At 37.3% G+C, this 16003-nt stretch carries 17 protein-coding genes; 5 read left to right on the forward strand and 12 right to left on the reverse strand.

Annotated features, from left to right (window positions below; translation table 11 throughout):
• Positions 1-24 precede the first annotated feature (24 nt).
• The 7 genes from recO to lepA all read right to left on the reverse strand — a co-directional run bounded on the left by recO (position 25) and on the right by lepA (position 6044).
• Positions 25-744, reverse strand: coding sequence for a DNA repair protein RecO (recO, locus tag M2R48_RS14570; protein WP_004717082.1), 720 nt, complete (start codon positions 742-744; stop codon positions 25-27).
• A gap of 11 nt (positions 745-755) precedes the next feature.
• A complete protein-coding gene (locus M2R48_RS14575; RefSeq protein WP_004717085.1) occupies positions 756-947 on the reverse strand; it encodes an NF038104 family lipoprotein in 192 nt (63 codons plus the stop codon).
• 20 nt (positions 948-967) lie between these two features.
• Positions 968-1996 carry a GTPase Era gene (gene era / locus M2R48_RS14580; RefSeq protein ID WP_004823128.1) on the reverse strand — a complete coding sequence of 343 codons (1029 nt, stop codon included), beginning with the start codon at positions 1994-1996 and terminating at the stop codon, positions 968-970.
• A 5-nt stretch (positions 1997-2001) separates the two neighbouring features.
• The gene (gene rnc / locus M2R48_RS14585; RefSeq protein WP_004717088.1) at positions 2002-2694 is read right to left on the reverse strand and encodes a ribonuclease III; all 693 of its coding nucleotides are present in this window, start codon (positions 2692-2694) and stop codon (positions 2002-2004) included.
• Positions 2666-3040: a DUF4845 domain-containing protein gene (locus tag M2R48_RS14590; protein ID WP_004717090.1), complete on the reverse strand. Its 375-nt coding sequence runs from the start codon at positions 3038-3040 to the stop codon at positions 2666-2668. Before M2R48_RS14590 ends, rnc begins: the two co-directional genes overlap by 29 nt.
• Before the next feature lie 310 nt (positions 3041-3350).
• Complete coding sequence (lepB, locus tag M2R48_RS14595) at positions 3351-4205, reverse strand: signal peptidase I (protein ID WP_034616309.1); 855 nt, start codon at positions 4203-4205, stop codon at positions 3351-3353.
• A gap of 21 nt (positions 4206-4226) precedes the next feature.
• Complete coding sequence (lepA, locus tag M2R48_RS14600; protein WP_004717093.1) at positions 4227-6044, reverse strand: translation elongation factor 4; 1818 nt, start codon at positions 6042-6044, stop codon at positions 4227-4229.
• Positions 6045-6616: 572 nt separating this feature from the next.
• Here lepA and M2R48_RS14605 point away from each other — a divergent pair.
• From M2R48_RS14605 to M2R48_RS14620, 4 genes are read left to right on the forward strand one after another with little or no spacing between them, the layout of a single operon-like run.
• Positions 6617-7339 (forward strand): YggS family pyridoxal phosphate-dependent enzyme, encoded by a 723-nt coding sequence (locus tag M2R48_RS14605; protein ID WP_262086576.1) that lies wholly within the window; start codon positions 6617-6619, stop codon positions 7337-7339.
• Positions 7340-7348: 9 nt separating this feature from the next.
• Positions 7349-7627 (forward strand): hypothetical protein, encoded by a 279-nt coding sequence (locus M2R48_RS14610; protein WP_262086577.1) that lies wholly within the window; start codon positions 7349-7351, stop codon positions 7625-7627.
• A gap of 41 nt (positions 7628-7668) precedes the next feature.
• Positions 7669-8391, forward strand: a complete 723-nt coding sequence (locus tag M2R48_RS14615) for a glutamine amidotransferase (RefSeq protein WP_034616295.1) — start codon at positions 7669-7671, stop codon at positions 8389-8391.
• A 10-nt stretch (positions 8392-8401) separates the two neighbouring features.
• On the forward strand, positions 8402-9715 hold the full coding sequence (locus M2R48_RS14620; RefSeq protein WP_262086578.1) for a GntR family transcriptional regulator: 1314 nt from the start codon (positions 8402-8404) through the stop codon (positions 9713-9715).
• A gap of 103 nt (positions 9716-9818) precedes the next feature.
• On the opposite strand, the gene M2R48_RS14625 is transcribed toward M2R48_RS14620, so the two are convergent.
• The gene (locus M2R48_RS14625; protein ID WP_034616293.1) at positions 9819-10871 is read right to left on the reverse strand and encodes a lipase family alpha/beta hydrolase; all 1053 of its coding nucleotides are present in this window, start codon (positions 10869-10871) and stop codon (positions 9819-9821) included.
• A 133-nt stretch (positions 10872-11004) separates the two neighbouring features.
• A complete protein-coding gene (locus M2R48_RS14630; RefSeq protein WP_262086579.1) occupies positions 11005-12057 on the reverse strand; it encodes a lipase secretion chaperone in 1053 nt (350 codons plus the stop codon).
• Between the two features lie 351 nt (positions 12058-12408).
• Here M2R48_RS14630 and M2R48_RS14635 point away from each other — a divergent pair, with 351 nt between their 5' ends.
• Positions 12409-13296 (forward strand): AraC family transcriptional regulator, encoded by an 888-nt coding sequence (locus M2R48_RS14635; protein ID WP_151802995.1) that lies wholly within the window; start codon positions 12409-12411, stop codon positions 13294-13296.
• 64 nt (positions 13297-13360) lie between these two features.
• Here M2R48_RS14635 and M2R48_RS14640 read toward each other — a convergent pair whose 3' ends face one another.
• The 3 genes from M2R48_RS14640 to M2R48_RS14650 all read right to left on the reverse strand — a co-directional run bounded on the left by M2R48_RS14640 (position 13361) and on the right by M2R48_RS14650 (position 15681).
• Positions 13361-13675 (reverse strand): winged helix-turn-helix transcriptional regulator, encoded by a 315-nt coding sequence (locus M2R48_RS14640; RefSeq protein ID WP_262086580.1) that lies wholly within the window; start codon positions 13673-13675, stop codon positions 13361-13363.
• Between the two features lie 290 nt (positions 13676-13965).
• Entirely contained in the window at positions 13966-14826 is an 861-nt protein-coding gene (locus tag M2R48_RS14645) for an arylamine N-acetyltransferase family protein (RefSeq protein WP_262086581.1), read from the reverse strand.
• 27 nt (positions 14827-14853) lie between these two features.
• On the reverse strand, positions 14854-15681 hold the full coding sequence (locus tag M2R48_RS14650; protein WP_262086582.1) for an NAD(P)H-binding protein: 828 nt from the start codon (positions 15679-15681) through the stop codon (positions 14854-14856).
• Between the last annotated feature and the right edge of the window lie 322 nt (positions 15682-16003).

Here is a 16003-nt window from a genome sequence, read left to right on the forward strand (position 1 = left end):
TCCTAATTAACCAATAAAATAAAATTAACGGCTCAACGTTTTAGATTGAGCATTTTGAACCCAAAGCTGACGACTTTTTAATGGTCGATCACCTAAAAGTGAAGTAATCATTTGTCGATAGAGTTTAGCCAATAATTGTAACTGCTCTGGGCTAAAATCCCTACCCTTTTCATAATTTGCCATGCTTAGAATTTGTTGGCCCAGCAACGTCCCAGACGAGGTATATGACACTGGTGTAAAGCCTTCGGCCAATTGAAATTGATAACGTTGGGTCAGCATAATCTCTTGTTGATTTGAATCATGCCCATAATCCAGCGGATAACCCAGCTCTTCTAACAGTGCGTGTTCAAACTGGCGTAAAATTTGTCGAAGAAATAAATCAGCTTGTGGATGTTCAGCCAATTTTTGTAAATGTTGTAAAGTTAAATGGTATTGCTGAAATGTTTCAGACATCATTTCTTCAAGCGGACATAAACGAAGTAGCAATTCATTTAAATAAAAGCCTGAAAAGAAAGCATCCCCATAAAAGAAAATCGGTTGATTGAGTATTTCGAGTTTTGAAAAGTTTTTAAGCTCGGATTTTCCCGACGCTTGCAAAGTAATCGGTTGATATTGTGGTGGTGGGGTTTGTCTAAGAATACCGTCGACACGACCATGCTCTTGTGTAAATAAGTGCACAATATGACTACGTTCTCTGTATTTTCGATGATGGATTAAATAACCATGCAAGATTTCATTACGCATCTAGCTTGAACTTAATCATCCTTTTGTTTTTTCTTATCATCGTCATCATCCCCGTCAGGAATAACAGCGCCTACAACCGCAGCAGTGCCTTTAACCACGCCTTTTGTGGTTTTATAAGCAACTTTGACGGGAACTGTCACAATTTTAGTGATACAGCCTTGTAACATGATTATGCAAGCAAGAATTGCTATAACTCGAATCATTTCAGTTCCCAAAAAGTCAATTAAATATCGCTGTAGCCTAAACTTTTTAAAGCACGTTCGTCATCAGACCAACCACCTTTAACTTTCACCCAAAGTGTTAGCATGATTTTTTGCTCAAACATTTTTTCCATGTCGACACGAGCATCCATACCAATTTTCTTCAGCTTAGCACCTTTTTCACCAATCACGATGGCTTTTTGCCCAGGGCGATCAACAAAAATTGTAGCATCAATGTAAGTACATGCAGCCTTAGGACGACCAGTTTTTTCATTCACTGTCGCTTCTTCTGTTTTAAATGACTCAATTTGAACTGTTAAATCATAAGGCAGCTCTTCACCTAACTGACGCATAATTTTCTCACGAATGATTTCACTGGCAAGAAAACGTTCTGAACGGTCAGTTAACTGTTCTAAAGAATATAATGGCGGCTGGAATGGTAGATATTTTTCAATCGCTTCACGCAAATGATCCAAATTTGCACCACGTAATGCTGAAACAGGAACAATTTCAGCAAAATTCATCAACTTCGCACGTTCTTGGATCAACGGTAAAATCATACGCTTATTTTCTAAGGTATCGATTTTATTGATAATCAAAACGACTGGCATTTCTGCATTTTGCAGTTTTTCTAAAACCAAGTCATCATTTGGTGTCCATTTCTGGGCATCTAAAACAAATAGAACCAAATTGACATCACGCAATGCAGAATGTGCAGCTTTGTTCATCATTTTATTGATCGCACGCACTTCTTTTTTGTGCATCCCCGGCGTATCAACAAATACAGCCTGAGACTTTTCACGACTATCAATACCAATGATTTTATGGCGTGTCGTTTGTGGCTTACGTGAAGTAATTGACAATTTTTGACCCAATAAATGGTTCATCAATGTCGATTTACCCACGTTTGGACGTCCTACAATTGCAACAAATCCACTTCGATAATCCGAAGGGATTTCTGTACCTTGCGAGCTAAAAAATTGATTAATTAACTCATTACCGTTTTCAGACGGCTCGTGATCAGCATCATTGTGATCGGAATGTGTACTCATGCAGTTTACTGCTCCAATATCTTTAAAAAATCCGCCGCGACTGCTTGTTCTGCAAAACGGCGACTTGATCCCTCACCCATCATTTTAGGCAAGCCATCTACCGTACATTCTACTTTAAAATGCTGGTTAGGTGCATCACCCTGAATATCTACGACCTCATAAACTGGGAGATGCTTTTTACGAGCTTGTAGATATTCTTGTAAACGTGATTTCGGGTCTTTGAGTTGATCTGTCGGTTCGATATGATCTAAATAGGGTTCATACCATTTTAAAACAATCGATTCCAACAAAGGCAAATCTCGCGTTTCGGTATAAATTGCGCCAATAATTGCTTCAACTGTATCTGCTAATATTGACTCACGATGATGACCGCCTGATTTCAATTCACCTGTACTTAAAATTAAACTTTGACTTAACTTTAAATCATTGGCAATTTTACCCAGTGCTTCTTGGCGTACCAAAGTTGCGCGCATACGCGTCAAACGCCCTTCATTTTCATGAGGGTACGCATGATATAAGTAGTTTGCGATGATCATACCCAACAATGCATCACCTAAAAACTCTAGGCGCTCATAGTTGTATTTGTGACTCACCGAGCGATGAGTCAGCGCGAGTTGTAATAACTCGTATTGTTTAAACTGGTAACCGATTCTACTCTGTAAGCGAGGATCACTTACTTTCAACTGACCTTTGATCAAAACTCTTCTCGAAAGTGAGGACTAAATCTATATTCAGCATGAAATTTTTTCGTACTTCATATTTTTTAGTCACTTGTAAACCATCTTTAGTTGATACAGTCGCAATATCCTCAAGTTTAGTATCTCGGATATTGTTCATTTCTAACCGTTTATCAACTTCTGTTGCAAATTTCATTGGTGTGATTTCAGCAGAGCTATTCTTTATCTGCTCTACAATTTGATTATTAATCACACGATCATCCCAGTATAAAGGCCATACAGCAACTATGATTTTCAACATAAAAGCTAAAGCAATTATCCCCAGTAAAATTCCAATATATGAAGCGCCTTGTTGATTTTTACGCATTTTTTTTATCCAACAGCTCAGAATGAATAATCTTTAATCGCAATTGAAAATAATCATATAATTGAGTCAAATACACTGCTGCAGACCCACTGATCATTTTCAATTGTTATAAATTTTTTATCCACTGCAAACCTTGGTGTGATAAAAAACTTTACCGCGCTATTATCCTTGAAACTGCATCAAGTTGCTAGTTTAAATCATTTGTTCTATTTCATTTTTCTTATAAATCAAGACAACTTGATAGCTTTAACAGATAAAAATAAAGGTCAATAAAAATTGACCTTTATTTGATTTTCTAAACTGTAGTCGATTAGTTAATTGCACCGTTGCGACTAAATGAAGGCATTTTTAAACCAGGTTCCTTATGCATCCACACATAGATTGCATGACCAGTTAAGTTCTCTTCAGGTACAAAGCCCCAAAAACGACTGTCTGCACTTTGGTCACGGTTATCACCCATGGCAAAATAATGGCCTTTTGGAACAGTCACTTCCCAACTTTGACCATTTGATTTTACAAAGCGGTCATTTGCAGTTGCTACATAAGGTAGGTCTTGTTTTTTCTGTGCATAATTAAATGCTGAAATCAAAGTATTTTGACCTTCCAGCAAACGAACTAAATGCTTATGTGTACCCATCGTTTCATAATAGTAGATTGACTTAGGCGTATCTAAAATATCTTTTTCACGACTAAACTCAGTAGGTACTTGCTCAACATTTTTACCATTGATTGTAAGTTGACCATTATTGAATTCAAGATGGTCACCCGGTAAACCAATAATACGTTTGATATAGCTAATTTTTGGATTTTCTGGATAACGAAAAACAGCAACATCACCACGTTGTGGCTCACCAATATCAATTATCTTGGTATTGGTGATCGGTAAACGCACACCGTACTGGAACTTATTCACCAAAATATAATCACCTGTTTCTAAAGTCGGTACCATAGAATCAGAAGGAATATTAAATGGTTCAAATAAGAATGAACGCAACACCAAAACCACTGCTAGAACAGGCCAGAAATCATATGCCCATGAAATGATGACATTTTCATTCCCCTTACCTTTTGTTGCACGTTGTTTCAGTACAAACTTATCCAGTAACCATAGCCCAAAAAATATAAGCGTTGCAGGAACGAGAATTAAATTAAAATCAAAATCCATGAGCAATAAGACCTCTAGTTTTTATCTTTCTACTTTTAACACAGCAAGGAACGCTTCTTGTGGGATTTCAACACTACCCACTTGCTTCATGCGTTTCTTACCTTCTTTTTGTTTCGATAACAGTTTCTTCTTACGAGAAACGTCACCACCATAACATTTAGCCAATACGTTTTTACGCATCGCTTTAACTGTTGAACGTGCAATGATTTGTGCACCAATTGCAGCTTGAATCGCCACATCAAACATTTGACGCGGAATCAAGTCTTTCATCTTTTCAACTAAAGCAATACCACGGTGACGTGCATCATTACGATGACAAATCATTGCCAAAGCATCAACCTTATCACCATTAATTAACACATCAACCTTAACTAGAGATGAACTCTCAAAACGCACGAAATTGTAATCCAGTGAAGCAAAGCCACGTGAGCAAGATTTCAATTTATCAAAGAAATCCATAACCACTTCTGCCATTGGAATTTCAAAGGTAATTGATACTTGGTTACCCAAGAATTTCATATCTTTTTGCACACCACGGCGCTCGATACATAGGGTCATGACATTGCCCAAGTATTCTTGAGGCACTAAAATATGACATTCAGCAATCGGCTCGCGTAAATCTTCAACCGTTGAACCATCTGGCATTTTAGATGGGCTATCGATATAAATCGTTTCACCATTTTTCATCAATGCTTCATAAATTACGGTTGGTGCAGAGCTAATTAAGTCTAAATCATACTCTCGCTCTAGACGTTCTTGTACAATTTCCATGTGTAGCATTCCCAAGAAGCCACAACGGAAACCAAAACCTAAAGCATCTGAGCTTTCAGGTTCAAAGAACAAGGCTGAATCGTTAATTTGTAACTTATGTAGCGCTTCACGGAATGGTTCAAAATCACTGGCATCAATTGGGAATAAACCCGCATAAACCTGTGGTTTTACCTTTTTAAAACCCGGTAAAGTTGCAACATCAGGTGTGGTTGCCAAGGTGATCGTATCACCAACTGGCGCACCAAAAATGTCTTTGATCCCTGCAATGATAAAGCCAACTTCACCCGCTTCTAAAATACCTGTATCGGTATGTTTTGGATTAAAAATACCAACCGAAGTGATGATGTGCGATTGACCTGTTGATTTCATCAACATTTTATCGCCTTTACGCACACGACCTTGCTTGATACGAACTAGTGATACAACACCTAAATAGTTGTCAAACCAAGAGTCAATAATTAAGGCTTGTAAAGGTGCGTCACGGTCACCTTGCGGTGCTGGAATAATGTCAACCAATGTCTCTAAAACAGACTCTACACCTAGACCTGTTTTTGCCGAACATGTTGGTGCATGTGTTGCTTCAATACCGATAATTTCTTCGATTTCATGAATAACACGTTCAGGTTCTGCTTGTGGCAAATCGATTTTATTCAGGACGGGTAATACTTCTAGACCCTGCTCAATTGCGGTATAGCAGTTTGCAACAGATTGCGCCTCAACCCCTTGTGCAGCATCGACAACCAACAATGCTCCTTCACAAGCAGCAAGAGAACGCGATACTTCATAAGAGAAGTCCACGTGTCCCGGTGTATCAATAAAGTTTAATTGATACTCTTGCCCATTTGGATGGGTATAGTACAAGGTTACAGAAGCCGCTTTAATGGTAATCCCACGTTCACGCTCTAGCTCCATAGAGTCTAAGACTTGAGCTTGCATTTCACGGTCTTGCAATCCACCACACATTTGAATGAAACGGTCTGCAAGTGTTGACTTGCCGTGGTCGATATGAGCGATAATCGAAAAATTACGTATATTGTTGATATTAACGGATTTCTTAGCTACTGCCATACACTACTCTAAAAATATGTACACAATCATGTACTCAATATCAAAAGTACTTATGACGTGCAAAAAATGAAATATCTTAATTGCTGCACAGTATAAGCAGAACATGGTCAAAAATATAGTAATTACATATAAAAATAAGACGTCCTGTGTATTGTTTTATCAACTGTGCCAATCCATGCTTTGAATCTAGAGGTTCATAATAACAAGCAGTGTAAAGCCCTACTTACTCATCGTTATGTACCAAGCTGAACAATGCTCAAACACTGAATCGCAAAAGAAATATTCTTTTTTCAGAACAGTAATTATTAGAATTTCTTGCACTGTTATTTCATATTTAATCTGATAACAATATTTAAACATTTGTTTGTACTACTATGATTTGTATAGGCTAAGTACCAAAAAACAAAGGAAAAATTTCTCAAATATTGTTCACCCCTATTATCCCCCCCCTATTCAATCATTAAATATCAATGAGTTGTCCTTCTCAGTAATCGCATTTATATAGATTTGTTTATCAAATAATCTCATGATATTGTTCTATACAATAAATAATTTTGTCATAGGTCAATATTGTGTTCAACGAGATTATTTCAGACAGACTGAGTGAAGTTAAATTAACGATTGAGAAAGCTTGCCTCAAGGTAAATCTAGATCCTTCTGAAATCAGATTATTGCCTGTCAGTAAGACATTTTCAGCAGAACATGTTCGAGCAATTCACGCGCTAGGATATGACTGTGTCGGGGAAAATAAAGTTCTTGAAGCCAAGGGTAAATATGAGGAATTAAAGCAACTTAGCAATTTAAAATGGGTACTGATTGGGCATCTACAGCGTAATAAAGTCAAATATGTAGCCCAATTTATCAGTGAATTCCATGCCTTAGATCGCGTCGAACTTGCTTACAAACTGAATAACGCCTTAGAGAAAGAAAAGCGGATTATGCCTGTCTTTGTCCAAGTCAACACATCAGGCGAAAGCAGTAAATATGGCATTCAGCCTCACGAACTAGAACATTTCATAGAACAATGTCAGCCATTTACCTACATAAAAATCGTTGGATTGATGACTTTGGCAATACATAGCCATGTCCCTACTGAAGTCAGGCAGTGTTTTCAGCTTTTAAGAGCACTAAGAGATCAAATTTCAAAAAAACATCCAGAGATACAACGGCTTTCAATGGGTATGTCTGGTGATTTTGAACTTGCGATCGCTGAAGGTGCAACAGATATCAGGATTGGACAAGCAATTTTTGGTGCACGTTCCAAACCAGACAGTTATTACTGGCCTACTGAATAGAGCATCACGATGAAAACTCATTATCAGATCAATATATATCGAGAAAAAAAGTTACTCGGTACTTTTACACCCAATCATCTTGTTTCACAAAATTCCATTCAACAACTCATCGCAACAATGACAGCAATTGATCCTATTGAAGTTGAGTTTGTACAAGTGACTGAAGATATGCGTGTTCTGATCTATCAAAATGGTCAGATGAGAACTTTGTCCTCTCAATACTCTTATCAAAATACAACTTCAGATTCAGTTTTTCAGCAGAATGAAGAGTCATCCAATTCAGTTTGATTTATAGCGCTGATCCACACTTATTTTACCGAGAGACAAACATGAACATGATAAAACACCAAGTTATTAATGTGATCCAATTTTTAAGTTTTGAGGATACAGGAAGCTTTACTCCCGTACTAAAACAGATGGGCTATGACATTTGCGTTTTTCAAGCAGGTGTAGATGATCTAAGTGCTATCTTACAAGAAAAGGACCCGCTTATCATTCTTGGCGGGCCAATCAGTGCATATGACATCATCACCTATCCTTATCTAAAAGAAATCATCGTGGGATTGAAGCAACGATTAATAACCAATTATGCAACTTTTGGTATTTGTTTGGGTGCTCAACTGATTGCCACTGCTTTAGGTGCAAGAGTATATCCCGGCCACATCAAAGAAATAAGATGGGGGCGTTTATCTTTGAGTGCTCAGGCATTTGCATCACCTTTAAGGTTTCTTGAAGGTATACACGTTTTACATTGGCATGGTGATACCTTTGATTTACCTAGCGTTGGCACACACTTGGCTAGTTCAATTTATTATCCAAATCAAGCATTTAGTGTAGGAAATAATATTATAGCATTACAGTTCCATGCTGAAGCAGATCCTAAACAATTTGAAAGATGGCTCATCGGTCATACTGATGAATTAAAGCAACATAAGATAGATATTTTGGATTTAAGACTTGAGAATCAATATTATGGCAATATACTGGCAGACAAAGCAAAACTTGTACTTGAAGACTGGTTAAATAACTTGATCGGGTTTGAAAGTAAATGATTGGATCTATATGGCTGAAATTAAAGGTAAAACATCTCAGGACATTCAAAATAGTATTCGAGAACTTATTCAGAATGGGATTTTGAAGGAGGGGGAATTATTACCCAATATTCGCGCTTTGGCCACTGAGCTGGAAGTCAATCGTAATACAGTTGCTGCCGCCTATAAAGATTTAGCCTTAATGGGGATTGTTGTATCCAAAGGGCGTGCAGGCACTCAAGTTCGCAAAAGTCCACAAATTAATCGTTTTGAAAATCTTCAAAAAACCAATCAAACATTTTTTGACCTCGCGCATGGAAATCCATGTCAGAATTTTTTACCTCAATTAAATGAAATCAACTTCAATTTTAATACTTCGTATTTATATGGAGACAGTACCAAGCTTTCAGTGCTTGAAGCGTTTGCACGAAATGAAATTTTTGCTGATGTAAATAATCAAAATTCTGAAATAGAATTTACCCATGGTGCTGTAGATGCAATTGAAAGAATTCTCAATGCACATTTAATCCAATCTGACAGTATTGCGATTGAGCAACCAGGTTTCATTACCAGTATTCATACTTTACAGGTGAATCGCTTTAATATGGTGTTTTTCCCAGTCACAGCACAAGGTTATGATATTCACAGTATAAGAAAAGCACTAGAGCAAAAAGCCAAAGCAATTGTTATTACACCAAGAGCGCAGAATCCGACCAGTTATAGTCTTGATGCTAAAACGGCACAAGAATTACATCAGTTATTTGCTGAATACCCTGATGTACTCATTATTATTGATGATCACTTTTCATTACTTGCCACAACACCTTATTATCACATTGTGCCTGAATCTACCCGGCATTGGGCGGTGATAAGATCTGTATCAAAATTTTTAGGTCCGGACTTTAGATTTGCATTTATCAATTGTGATCCTCAGACTGCGACTAGACTAAGGATGAAACTAAATCCAAACTGTACCTGGGTGAGTCATATCTTACAAAAGATGATTTTTTCGCTTATGACATCGGAAAAAGTTCATCAATTAATGAATAAAGCAAAAATACAATATCAGACAAAAAATCAAGAAATCGTTAAAAAATTATTGGATCAAAAGCTTCTAGATATAAGTTATTGTGATGGTTTAAATCTATGGATCGAACATGCGCAAGCTCAGGAAATAGCCTATCAACTCGCGCTAATGGGATGGAAAGTCAGACTTGGAAAAGAGTTTTCATTAGGCCAGGATATTAAAGCTATACGTATCACCACTTCTGAATTAGATGAACAAAAAGCGATGGACCTATTCAATGATTTATCATTTATCTTAACTAAAATAATGACACTCTAAAATTTATGCTTTTCATCCATTATTTTTGCTAACGATCTTAACTAAGGAAAAGTAGAAAACTAATTTCCTACTTTCCTTCATGAAAAAACATTGAATTTAAAAATCAGAAACCTGCCAATTTTAAACGATTAGCATGCTGACTATATAACGGAACTGGATCTGCACCAGCACCAGAGCCAACAAGTCCGACAATCTGATTAACTTCATCCAAATGGTTCTGTGGATAATTATCGCGAATGACATTGCCCAAATGAGATGAACATATTGGTACCAAACCGTCACTATCACTACCAGTGCTCAATTTGATAAATGCTTCACCCGCAAGCAACCCGTAAGCTGTAGGATCTAATAAATTTGTGAGTCCGCCTTTACCTGACCATGAATAATAATTCACACCATTTACTGTAGCTGCTCCTGAACCACACTCAGTCACTGGAATACCTTGCGGGAAAGTGGCATTAAACTCACCAGCCCCAGCCTTGGTCAAACCTGCAAGTGCACTTAAAACATCTTGATCATATGCACCACCATTGCTAGAAGTCCCCCCCAGAAAACTTTCTATACCTGTAAACATATTGATTACAGCTCCGATAGTTTTATCAAAGCCTATTACACTGGCTGGTTTACGTATAAATGTTTCCACCAAATCTGCAACAGGACTCCCTTTATTTGAACCCGCAATACCTGTTACGGATGCAACTAAATCAGGACGAACCCCAGCAACATAGCGAACAGTTTGCACACCTTGGCTATGACCAATCAGGTTAACTTTTTCTGCACCTGTTAAAGCCTGAATCGTGAGAACTTGTTTAAGTAATTGTTCACCACGTACTGCATCAGAGTTAGCAGCAGATGTGTTAGTTACATATACATCAGCGCCTTGGCGACTTAAATCTTGAGGAATACCATGCCAGTAATTGATCGGTCCAATCTGAGAAAAACCAAATAAACCATGTGCAAATATCAAGGGATACTTAGTTTTGGCATAATCTGTTTTTTTAGAGAACAGTCCCCAATCCGTTGCAGATGTTTTGCTACAACCCGCTTGATCGTTTTTGATACCGCAATTTTGATAACTTGTAGTTACAATTGCTGAGCTGTTAACCGATGTGAATATGATGGCCCCAAATACCAAGGCCGGGATTGCTTTTTTCATTGTTCAAGACTCCATATATTTGAACATTATTTTTGTATTACATTGATTTCTTGATACTTCAAAATATTTCCCTGAAAATCTCCTTGTTTAATTCTCAATGCTATATTTCTGTTATTGATAATTTCCTCATTGCCTATTCAGCGACTTTTTTATTCGAATTCGCCTGCATCTGTTCAAAAGTCTGTGCACGAATTCGTTCTTCTGGGCTGCTAAAAGATCTATTGCGTAATTCATTTATTGCAGCCTGTTGTTGAGTCGCATCTTGCTGACTCGCTGTAATTTGTGCTCTCGCTGCAAGATAACTATCTACTCTTTTTTGCCACTGGCTTTCCTGTAAATCAACCTGAGTGAGGCGATCTGCTGCTGCCGCACCGACTAATTTTTTACGCATCTCGTACAGCTCACTTGCTGAACCTCCACGTTGATTAATCTCAGTGGTCAATTCCTGTAATTGGTTGTATTGTAAAATTGGCTGCATACTTGCTTTCAGTTCTTCTGGCTGTTCATTCAGCAATGCTGCACTTTTTTCTGCCTTCTCATCTGTGCTTAAGCGTTTATCATTATTAATGGCATACTGAGCAATTGCATATTGGTCATAGCTTTCTTCTTGGGCAAAAAATACATCTGCTTCCTGTGGCGTAAAAATCTGTCTACGCAGTTTAACCATAGCTGACGCAACTGTTTTAAAGTCCTTTGCACTGTTGGTCTGAGCTGCAGGTAGCTTTTCACGCTGATGTAGATAATCAATATACTTATCAAGTAATTGATAAGAATAAGGTTGAGCAGTCGTTGGTAGAAGACCAGCAAGGTATTGACGAATATCAGCAACAATACTGCTTTCCGTTTTTTCACCAATACTTGAAAGAAAATAATCGAAGCAGTCACGAATTCCACGCGATAAAACCAACTGCCCTTTAGTATCAACCTGTAAAGGACAGTTTACCTCTGTCCCCCGCAGTGATGATGCCAACTCAGGCATAACACCATGAAACTTTAAGACTTGCTGATTTGTATCAGAAACTGACGCAACAGTACTCAACGATTGCTGATTTTGTAACGCGGAGTTTGAACTTGATGGGGCTCTTACAGTATTGGTTTCTGGCTTTAAATACCATACTATTCCAACAAGAAATAATACAACCAACAGCAACAACAGATGTTTTTTGTAGTGGCTTATAACGTCCATGTTATATCTCTTTTTCAATATTTTATTATGCTTTTCACAACCTCAGATTTTCCGATATTTCGCAAAATCATTAACCAGCTAAAAAGGTAGCTGCTCCCTACAAAAAACATCTACCGATCTAATCATAAGTTTTAAACCCATTCGCTACTCCATAAAATTATTATGTTCATATTCAAGTGATCTAGCTTTTCAAGAAGTTTCGTGGCATAACTATTAAGAGCGAATTAATAATTGATACTTTTGGTCAGTCAAAGCTTCTTGCAATGATTATTAGACATAAATCACAAGCTAACAATCACCAAGAATGCAAAGTTTTTGCAGAAACAGTATTTTTCTCGGAATTCCAAAAATATGCTTAGTTCGTTTTCAGATACTTTTTTTGATATCTATCGGTTATCAGGTATAGCAGGCAAAATCCATAGTATTTCAACTCTTTTGTCTGGAGAAATACTAGAATTTTCTCCAAATCATGGCTATATACATATTATTCAGAAAGAAAAATGCCTTTTAACAATGGATCATCTGGAACATCATCTGGAATTAAAACATTGCGACATAGTTGTGGTTTTACCTGGTAACTTTCACAGTATAAGCTTGAATACAGATGCATTTCAGGATGCTAAAATCATCACCTGTACAATCGATTTTTCAGGTATTTATGGCTCAGCTATTGCCGAGGGGTTACCTGCTTTTATTCATGTCCCTTTTACCTGTAAAGCCACAAATATTATTGCAGAATGGGTTCCAATCACTGTTCATGCAATTCAACAGGAACTTAAAGCACCTTCGATAGGCAGTCAGATTATGCTGACCAGAATTATTGATCTATTATTTATCTGGTCAATTCGGTGCTGGCTTAGCACTGTTGAACCCAATCATAAAAGCTGGATTTCAGCATTACAGGAACCGATGATCAGTAAAGCCATGTCTTTAATGCATAATCACCCGCATTTTGACTGGACCGTTGAAGAACTCGCAAAATCTACCAATTATTCTAAATCAAGCTTTTACAAGAAATTTACAGAATCTGTCGGGACCACCCCAATACAATATTTAAAATCGCTGAGAATGCGATTAGCCAGTGAATTGCTATTAACTACGCAAAAAAGTATTTTTCATATTGCTGAGCTTGTTGGCTATTCCTCTCAGGCAGCATTCAGCCGAGTATTCTCCCAAACATTTAACTACTCACCTTCTGAGTTTAGAGAATCCTTTAAAAACAATCCTGCGCAGGAATAAACCACAGCTGCGTATATTAAAAAGGTATTGTGTAAAACATTTTTAACTCAAAGTATTTTCATGCTTAGCTTTTGTATTCATTTAAATCAGCTTCGGAATCTGGCATGCCAAATTTGAGTTCATCACCAATTTTGGCGATTGCGTGAATAGCAGGTAGGAATTTTACACCAATAACTGTTAATTTGTATTCTACAGAGGGCGGCGATGTCGGGATTGGCAGACGTTGTATAATTCCTTTACTTTCCAAATGACGTAGACGTTCTGTCAATACTTTTGCGGTAATTGATGGCAAGTCAGCTCTTAACTCTCCAAATCGACGTGGTCCAGCACTTAAACACCAGATAATTTCTGCAGTCCAAGCGCCCCGTAGCAGTGCCATACTCTTACTCAAGGGACAGACATTATTTGGCGAAGGCGCACGGTTTTTTCGTAGCTTTAGACCCAAAGTTTCCTCCATTTATGATTGAGATTTTCTCTGAGACTTCCTATTTATTCATGTATTGAATTTTGATTAAGGATTATGTTCCTGAACCTATACTATGCTGAAAATATGCACAAGCTGCAACCTAGTGATTATTGTGAATCATACTTTATATCTGTTTTCGATGATTCATTCAGACCTATTCAACAGGTTGCAAGCGGTGCTTGTTGTTCTCAGAAGCGCATCTTTCACTCGGCAGAATTGATTATTTTTTTAAATATGAAAGCCACATTCAATTGTTGTGTATTAATTTTAAAATACTTCTCAAGATATTCGCGAAATTCATCTTCGCTTGTGAGCTCTTTTTTTATTGAATGATTTTTACCATGGATCTTTACAGTCGTTCCACTTAAGTTTATTCGTTCATCTGGAGTAACTGCAGCAAGCATCAAATGTTGAGTAAATATAGAATCTGGTGATGTTGCAATATACCAATTGGCAATCACAGCATCCGACTCCGAGACTTTCTGTTCTGAATCAAGTGCATAAATATTGACCCACTCATCACGTATATAAGCTTGAAGCATAATCTTCACACCTGTCAGGGCACTTTCAGCAACACCACTGTCTTTTACATCAATAAAACGGAAAGCTTCATGCGGTGTATTCTGAATTTCCCCGAGCTTATCCAGTGAAAGAACGGCAGTCGGAGTCGTTCCACCAAAACTGGGATCAAATAAATATAATTTATCCACCAGTTTTACCACAGTCACCAGATGAGTACGAATCGGAGCTTCTATAGGTTGAGATTGATAATATACGCGCCCCAAAAGATTAAAAGCCTCATATCCCAGTTCACTTAATACTGTTCTAGTCAGCGTACTCTGTTCCAAACAATAGCCTTCTCGTCCTTGATCAAGTAATTTATCTGCGATCTGTGATAATTCCATAGACACGTTATCACCAAGAAAAGAAGAAATATTTCCAAACGGGATGCTGGTTACATGTAGAAATAACAACTTTTTTAGACTCTCAAACGTAGGTAAATACTCACCTTCCACGCCCAGTTTGGTTAAATATTTCTGTGAAATTGATAATTCTGAAGACATCGCTTTGCTACCTTATAAATCATAAAACTAGAATTTATTTGATTTTACAAAATCAGTGAATTTAATCGGATCTCGCCCCAGAACCTGAGTAACACCTTTGCCGATACTTTCATTTCGCCCATCTAATATTTCAAAAAATGCCTGCGCCATATGTTCTGCAATAAAATTATCCAATCCTGCATTTTGCAGATATTGTTTATATGCTTTTTGATTAAGATATTGATACTGTATATTTCGCTTAAGCTTTACTCCGATAGCATTCACCGCTTCTGCAAAAGTCAATAACTCTGATCCTGTGACTTCATAAATTTTGCCGTTATGTAAATCATCAGTCAGACATTCAACCACAACATCTGACAAATCCTCCAAGTCAACGAATGGTTCTTTTACAGTATCTGCCATAAATGTCACTTCACCAGATCTTATACCATGTAGAAAATGACCTTCACTGAAATTTTGGTTAAACCATGCTGAACGAATGACAGTCCAATCAAGTTGGGACTGCATTAAAATTTTTTCACACTTCTCAACAGATGCCTGACCTCTGCCTGATAATAATACAGCTTTGGAAACAGACTGATTCATCATTTCTGTGATCAATCCTTCAATCTGTTGTTCTGCTCCTAACATTGAAGTATCTGGATGAACAATGTAAACGATTTCAATATTCTTCAGTGCTGGGCCAAATGTACTGCTGTCATTCCAATCAAAATACCGTTCATTTTCTACATGCGCATTGATGGTACGAGTAGTGACAATTGGATTAAATTTATGCGACTTTAATTTCTCTACGACGCGTCGTCCATTTTTGCCTTTTCCACCGATGATCAGAATATTCTTGGTCAAACTTTTCATAGATTACCACTTCATTAATTAAAAAATTACTAGATTCTAGATGCTGTTTAACGAAACAGTACATATTTAACTACATGAAAAATTTCATCAAATTAATAATAAAATTCATAAGCTAAGGAGCCTTTTGATGTAGTTATCATTGCACTTACTGTCTACATTGAGCGATCTCAGTATGCGCAAAGCATGATCCAATATGAATAGAATTACAGAAGACTTATACAAATCTATGGTATCCATTTGGAAACGGGTTTAATCACAAAATCGCTAAAAATTGCGCACAATATCCACGGCAAAAAACCATTAGCTCTGGTCTAATTTAATG

This window comes from Acinetobacter sp. I-MWF, assembly GCF_025433935.1.
Taxonomy (GTDB): Bacteria; Pseudomonadota; Gammaproteobacteria; order Pseudomonadales; family Moraxellaceae; genus Acinetobacter; species Acinetobacter guillouiae.

Coding starts and splice junctions, on each gene's coding strand:
- recO (WP_004717082.1), bottom strand. CDS start 744: ATGCGTAATGAAATCTTGCATGGTTATTTAATCCATCATCGAAAATAC.
- M2R48_RS14575 (WP_004717085.1), bottom strand. CDS start 947: ATGATTCGAGTTATAGCAATTCTTGCTTGCATAATCATGTTACAAGGC.
- era (WP_004823128.1), bottom strand. CDS start 1,996: ATGAGTACACATTCCGATCACAATGATGCTGATCACGAGCCGTCTGAA.
- M2R48_RS14590 (WP_004717090.1), bottom strand. CDS start 3,040: ATGCGTAAAAATCAACAAGGCGCTTCATATATTGGAATTTTACTGGGG.
- lepB (WP_034616309.1), bottom strand. CDS start 4,205: ATGGATTTTGATTTTAATTTAATTCTCGTTCCTGCAACGCTTATATTT.
- lepA (WP_004717093.1), bottom strand. CDS start 6,044: ATGGCAGTAGCTAAGAAATCCGTTAATATCAACAATATACGTAATTTT.
- M2R48_RS14610 (WP_262086577.1), top strand. CDS start 7,349: ATGAAAACTCATTATCAGATCAATATATATCGAGAAAAAAAGTTACTC.
- M2R48_RS14615 (WP_034616295.1), top strand. CDS start 7,669: ATGAACATGATAAAACACCAAGTTATTAATGTGATCCAATTTTTAAGT.
- M2R48_RS14620 (WP_262086578.1), top strand. CDS start 8,402: ATGGCTGAAATTAAAGGTAAAACATCTCAGGACATTCAAAATAGTATT.
- M2R48_RS14625 (WP_034616293.1), bottom strand. CDS start 10,871: ATGAAAAAAGCAATCCCGGCCTTGGTATTTGGGGCCATCATATTCACA.
- M2R48_RS14630 (WP_262086579.1), bottom strand. CDS start 12,057: ATGGACGTTATAAGCCACTACAAAAAACATCTGTTGTTGCTGTTGGTT.
- M2R48_RS14635 (WP_151802995.1), top strand. CDS start 12,409: ATGCTTAGTTCGTTTTCAGATACTTTTTTTGATATCTATCGGTTATCA.
- M2R48_RS14640 (WP_262086580.1), bottom strand. CDS start 13,675: ATGGCACTGCTACGGGGCGCTTGGACTGCAGAAATTATCTGGTGTTTA.
- M2R48_RS14645 (WP_262086581.1), bottom strand. CDS start 14,826: ATGTCTTCAGAATTATCAATTTCACAGAAATATTTAACCAAACTGGGC.
- M2R48_RS14650 (WP_262086582.1), bottom strand. CDS start 15,681: ATGAAAAGTTTGACCAAGAATATTCTGATCATCGGTGGAAAAGGCAAA.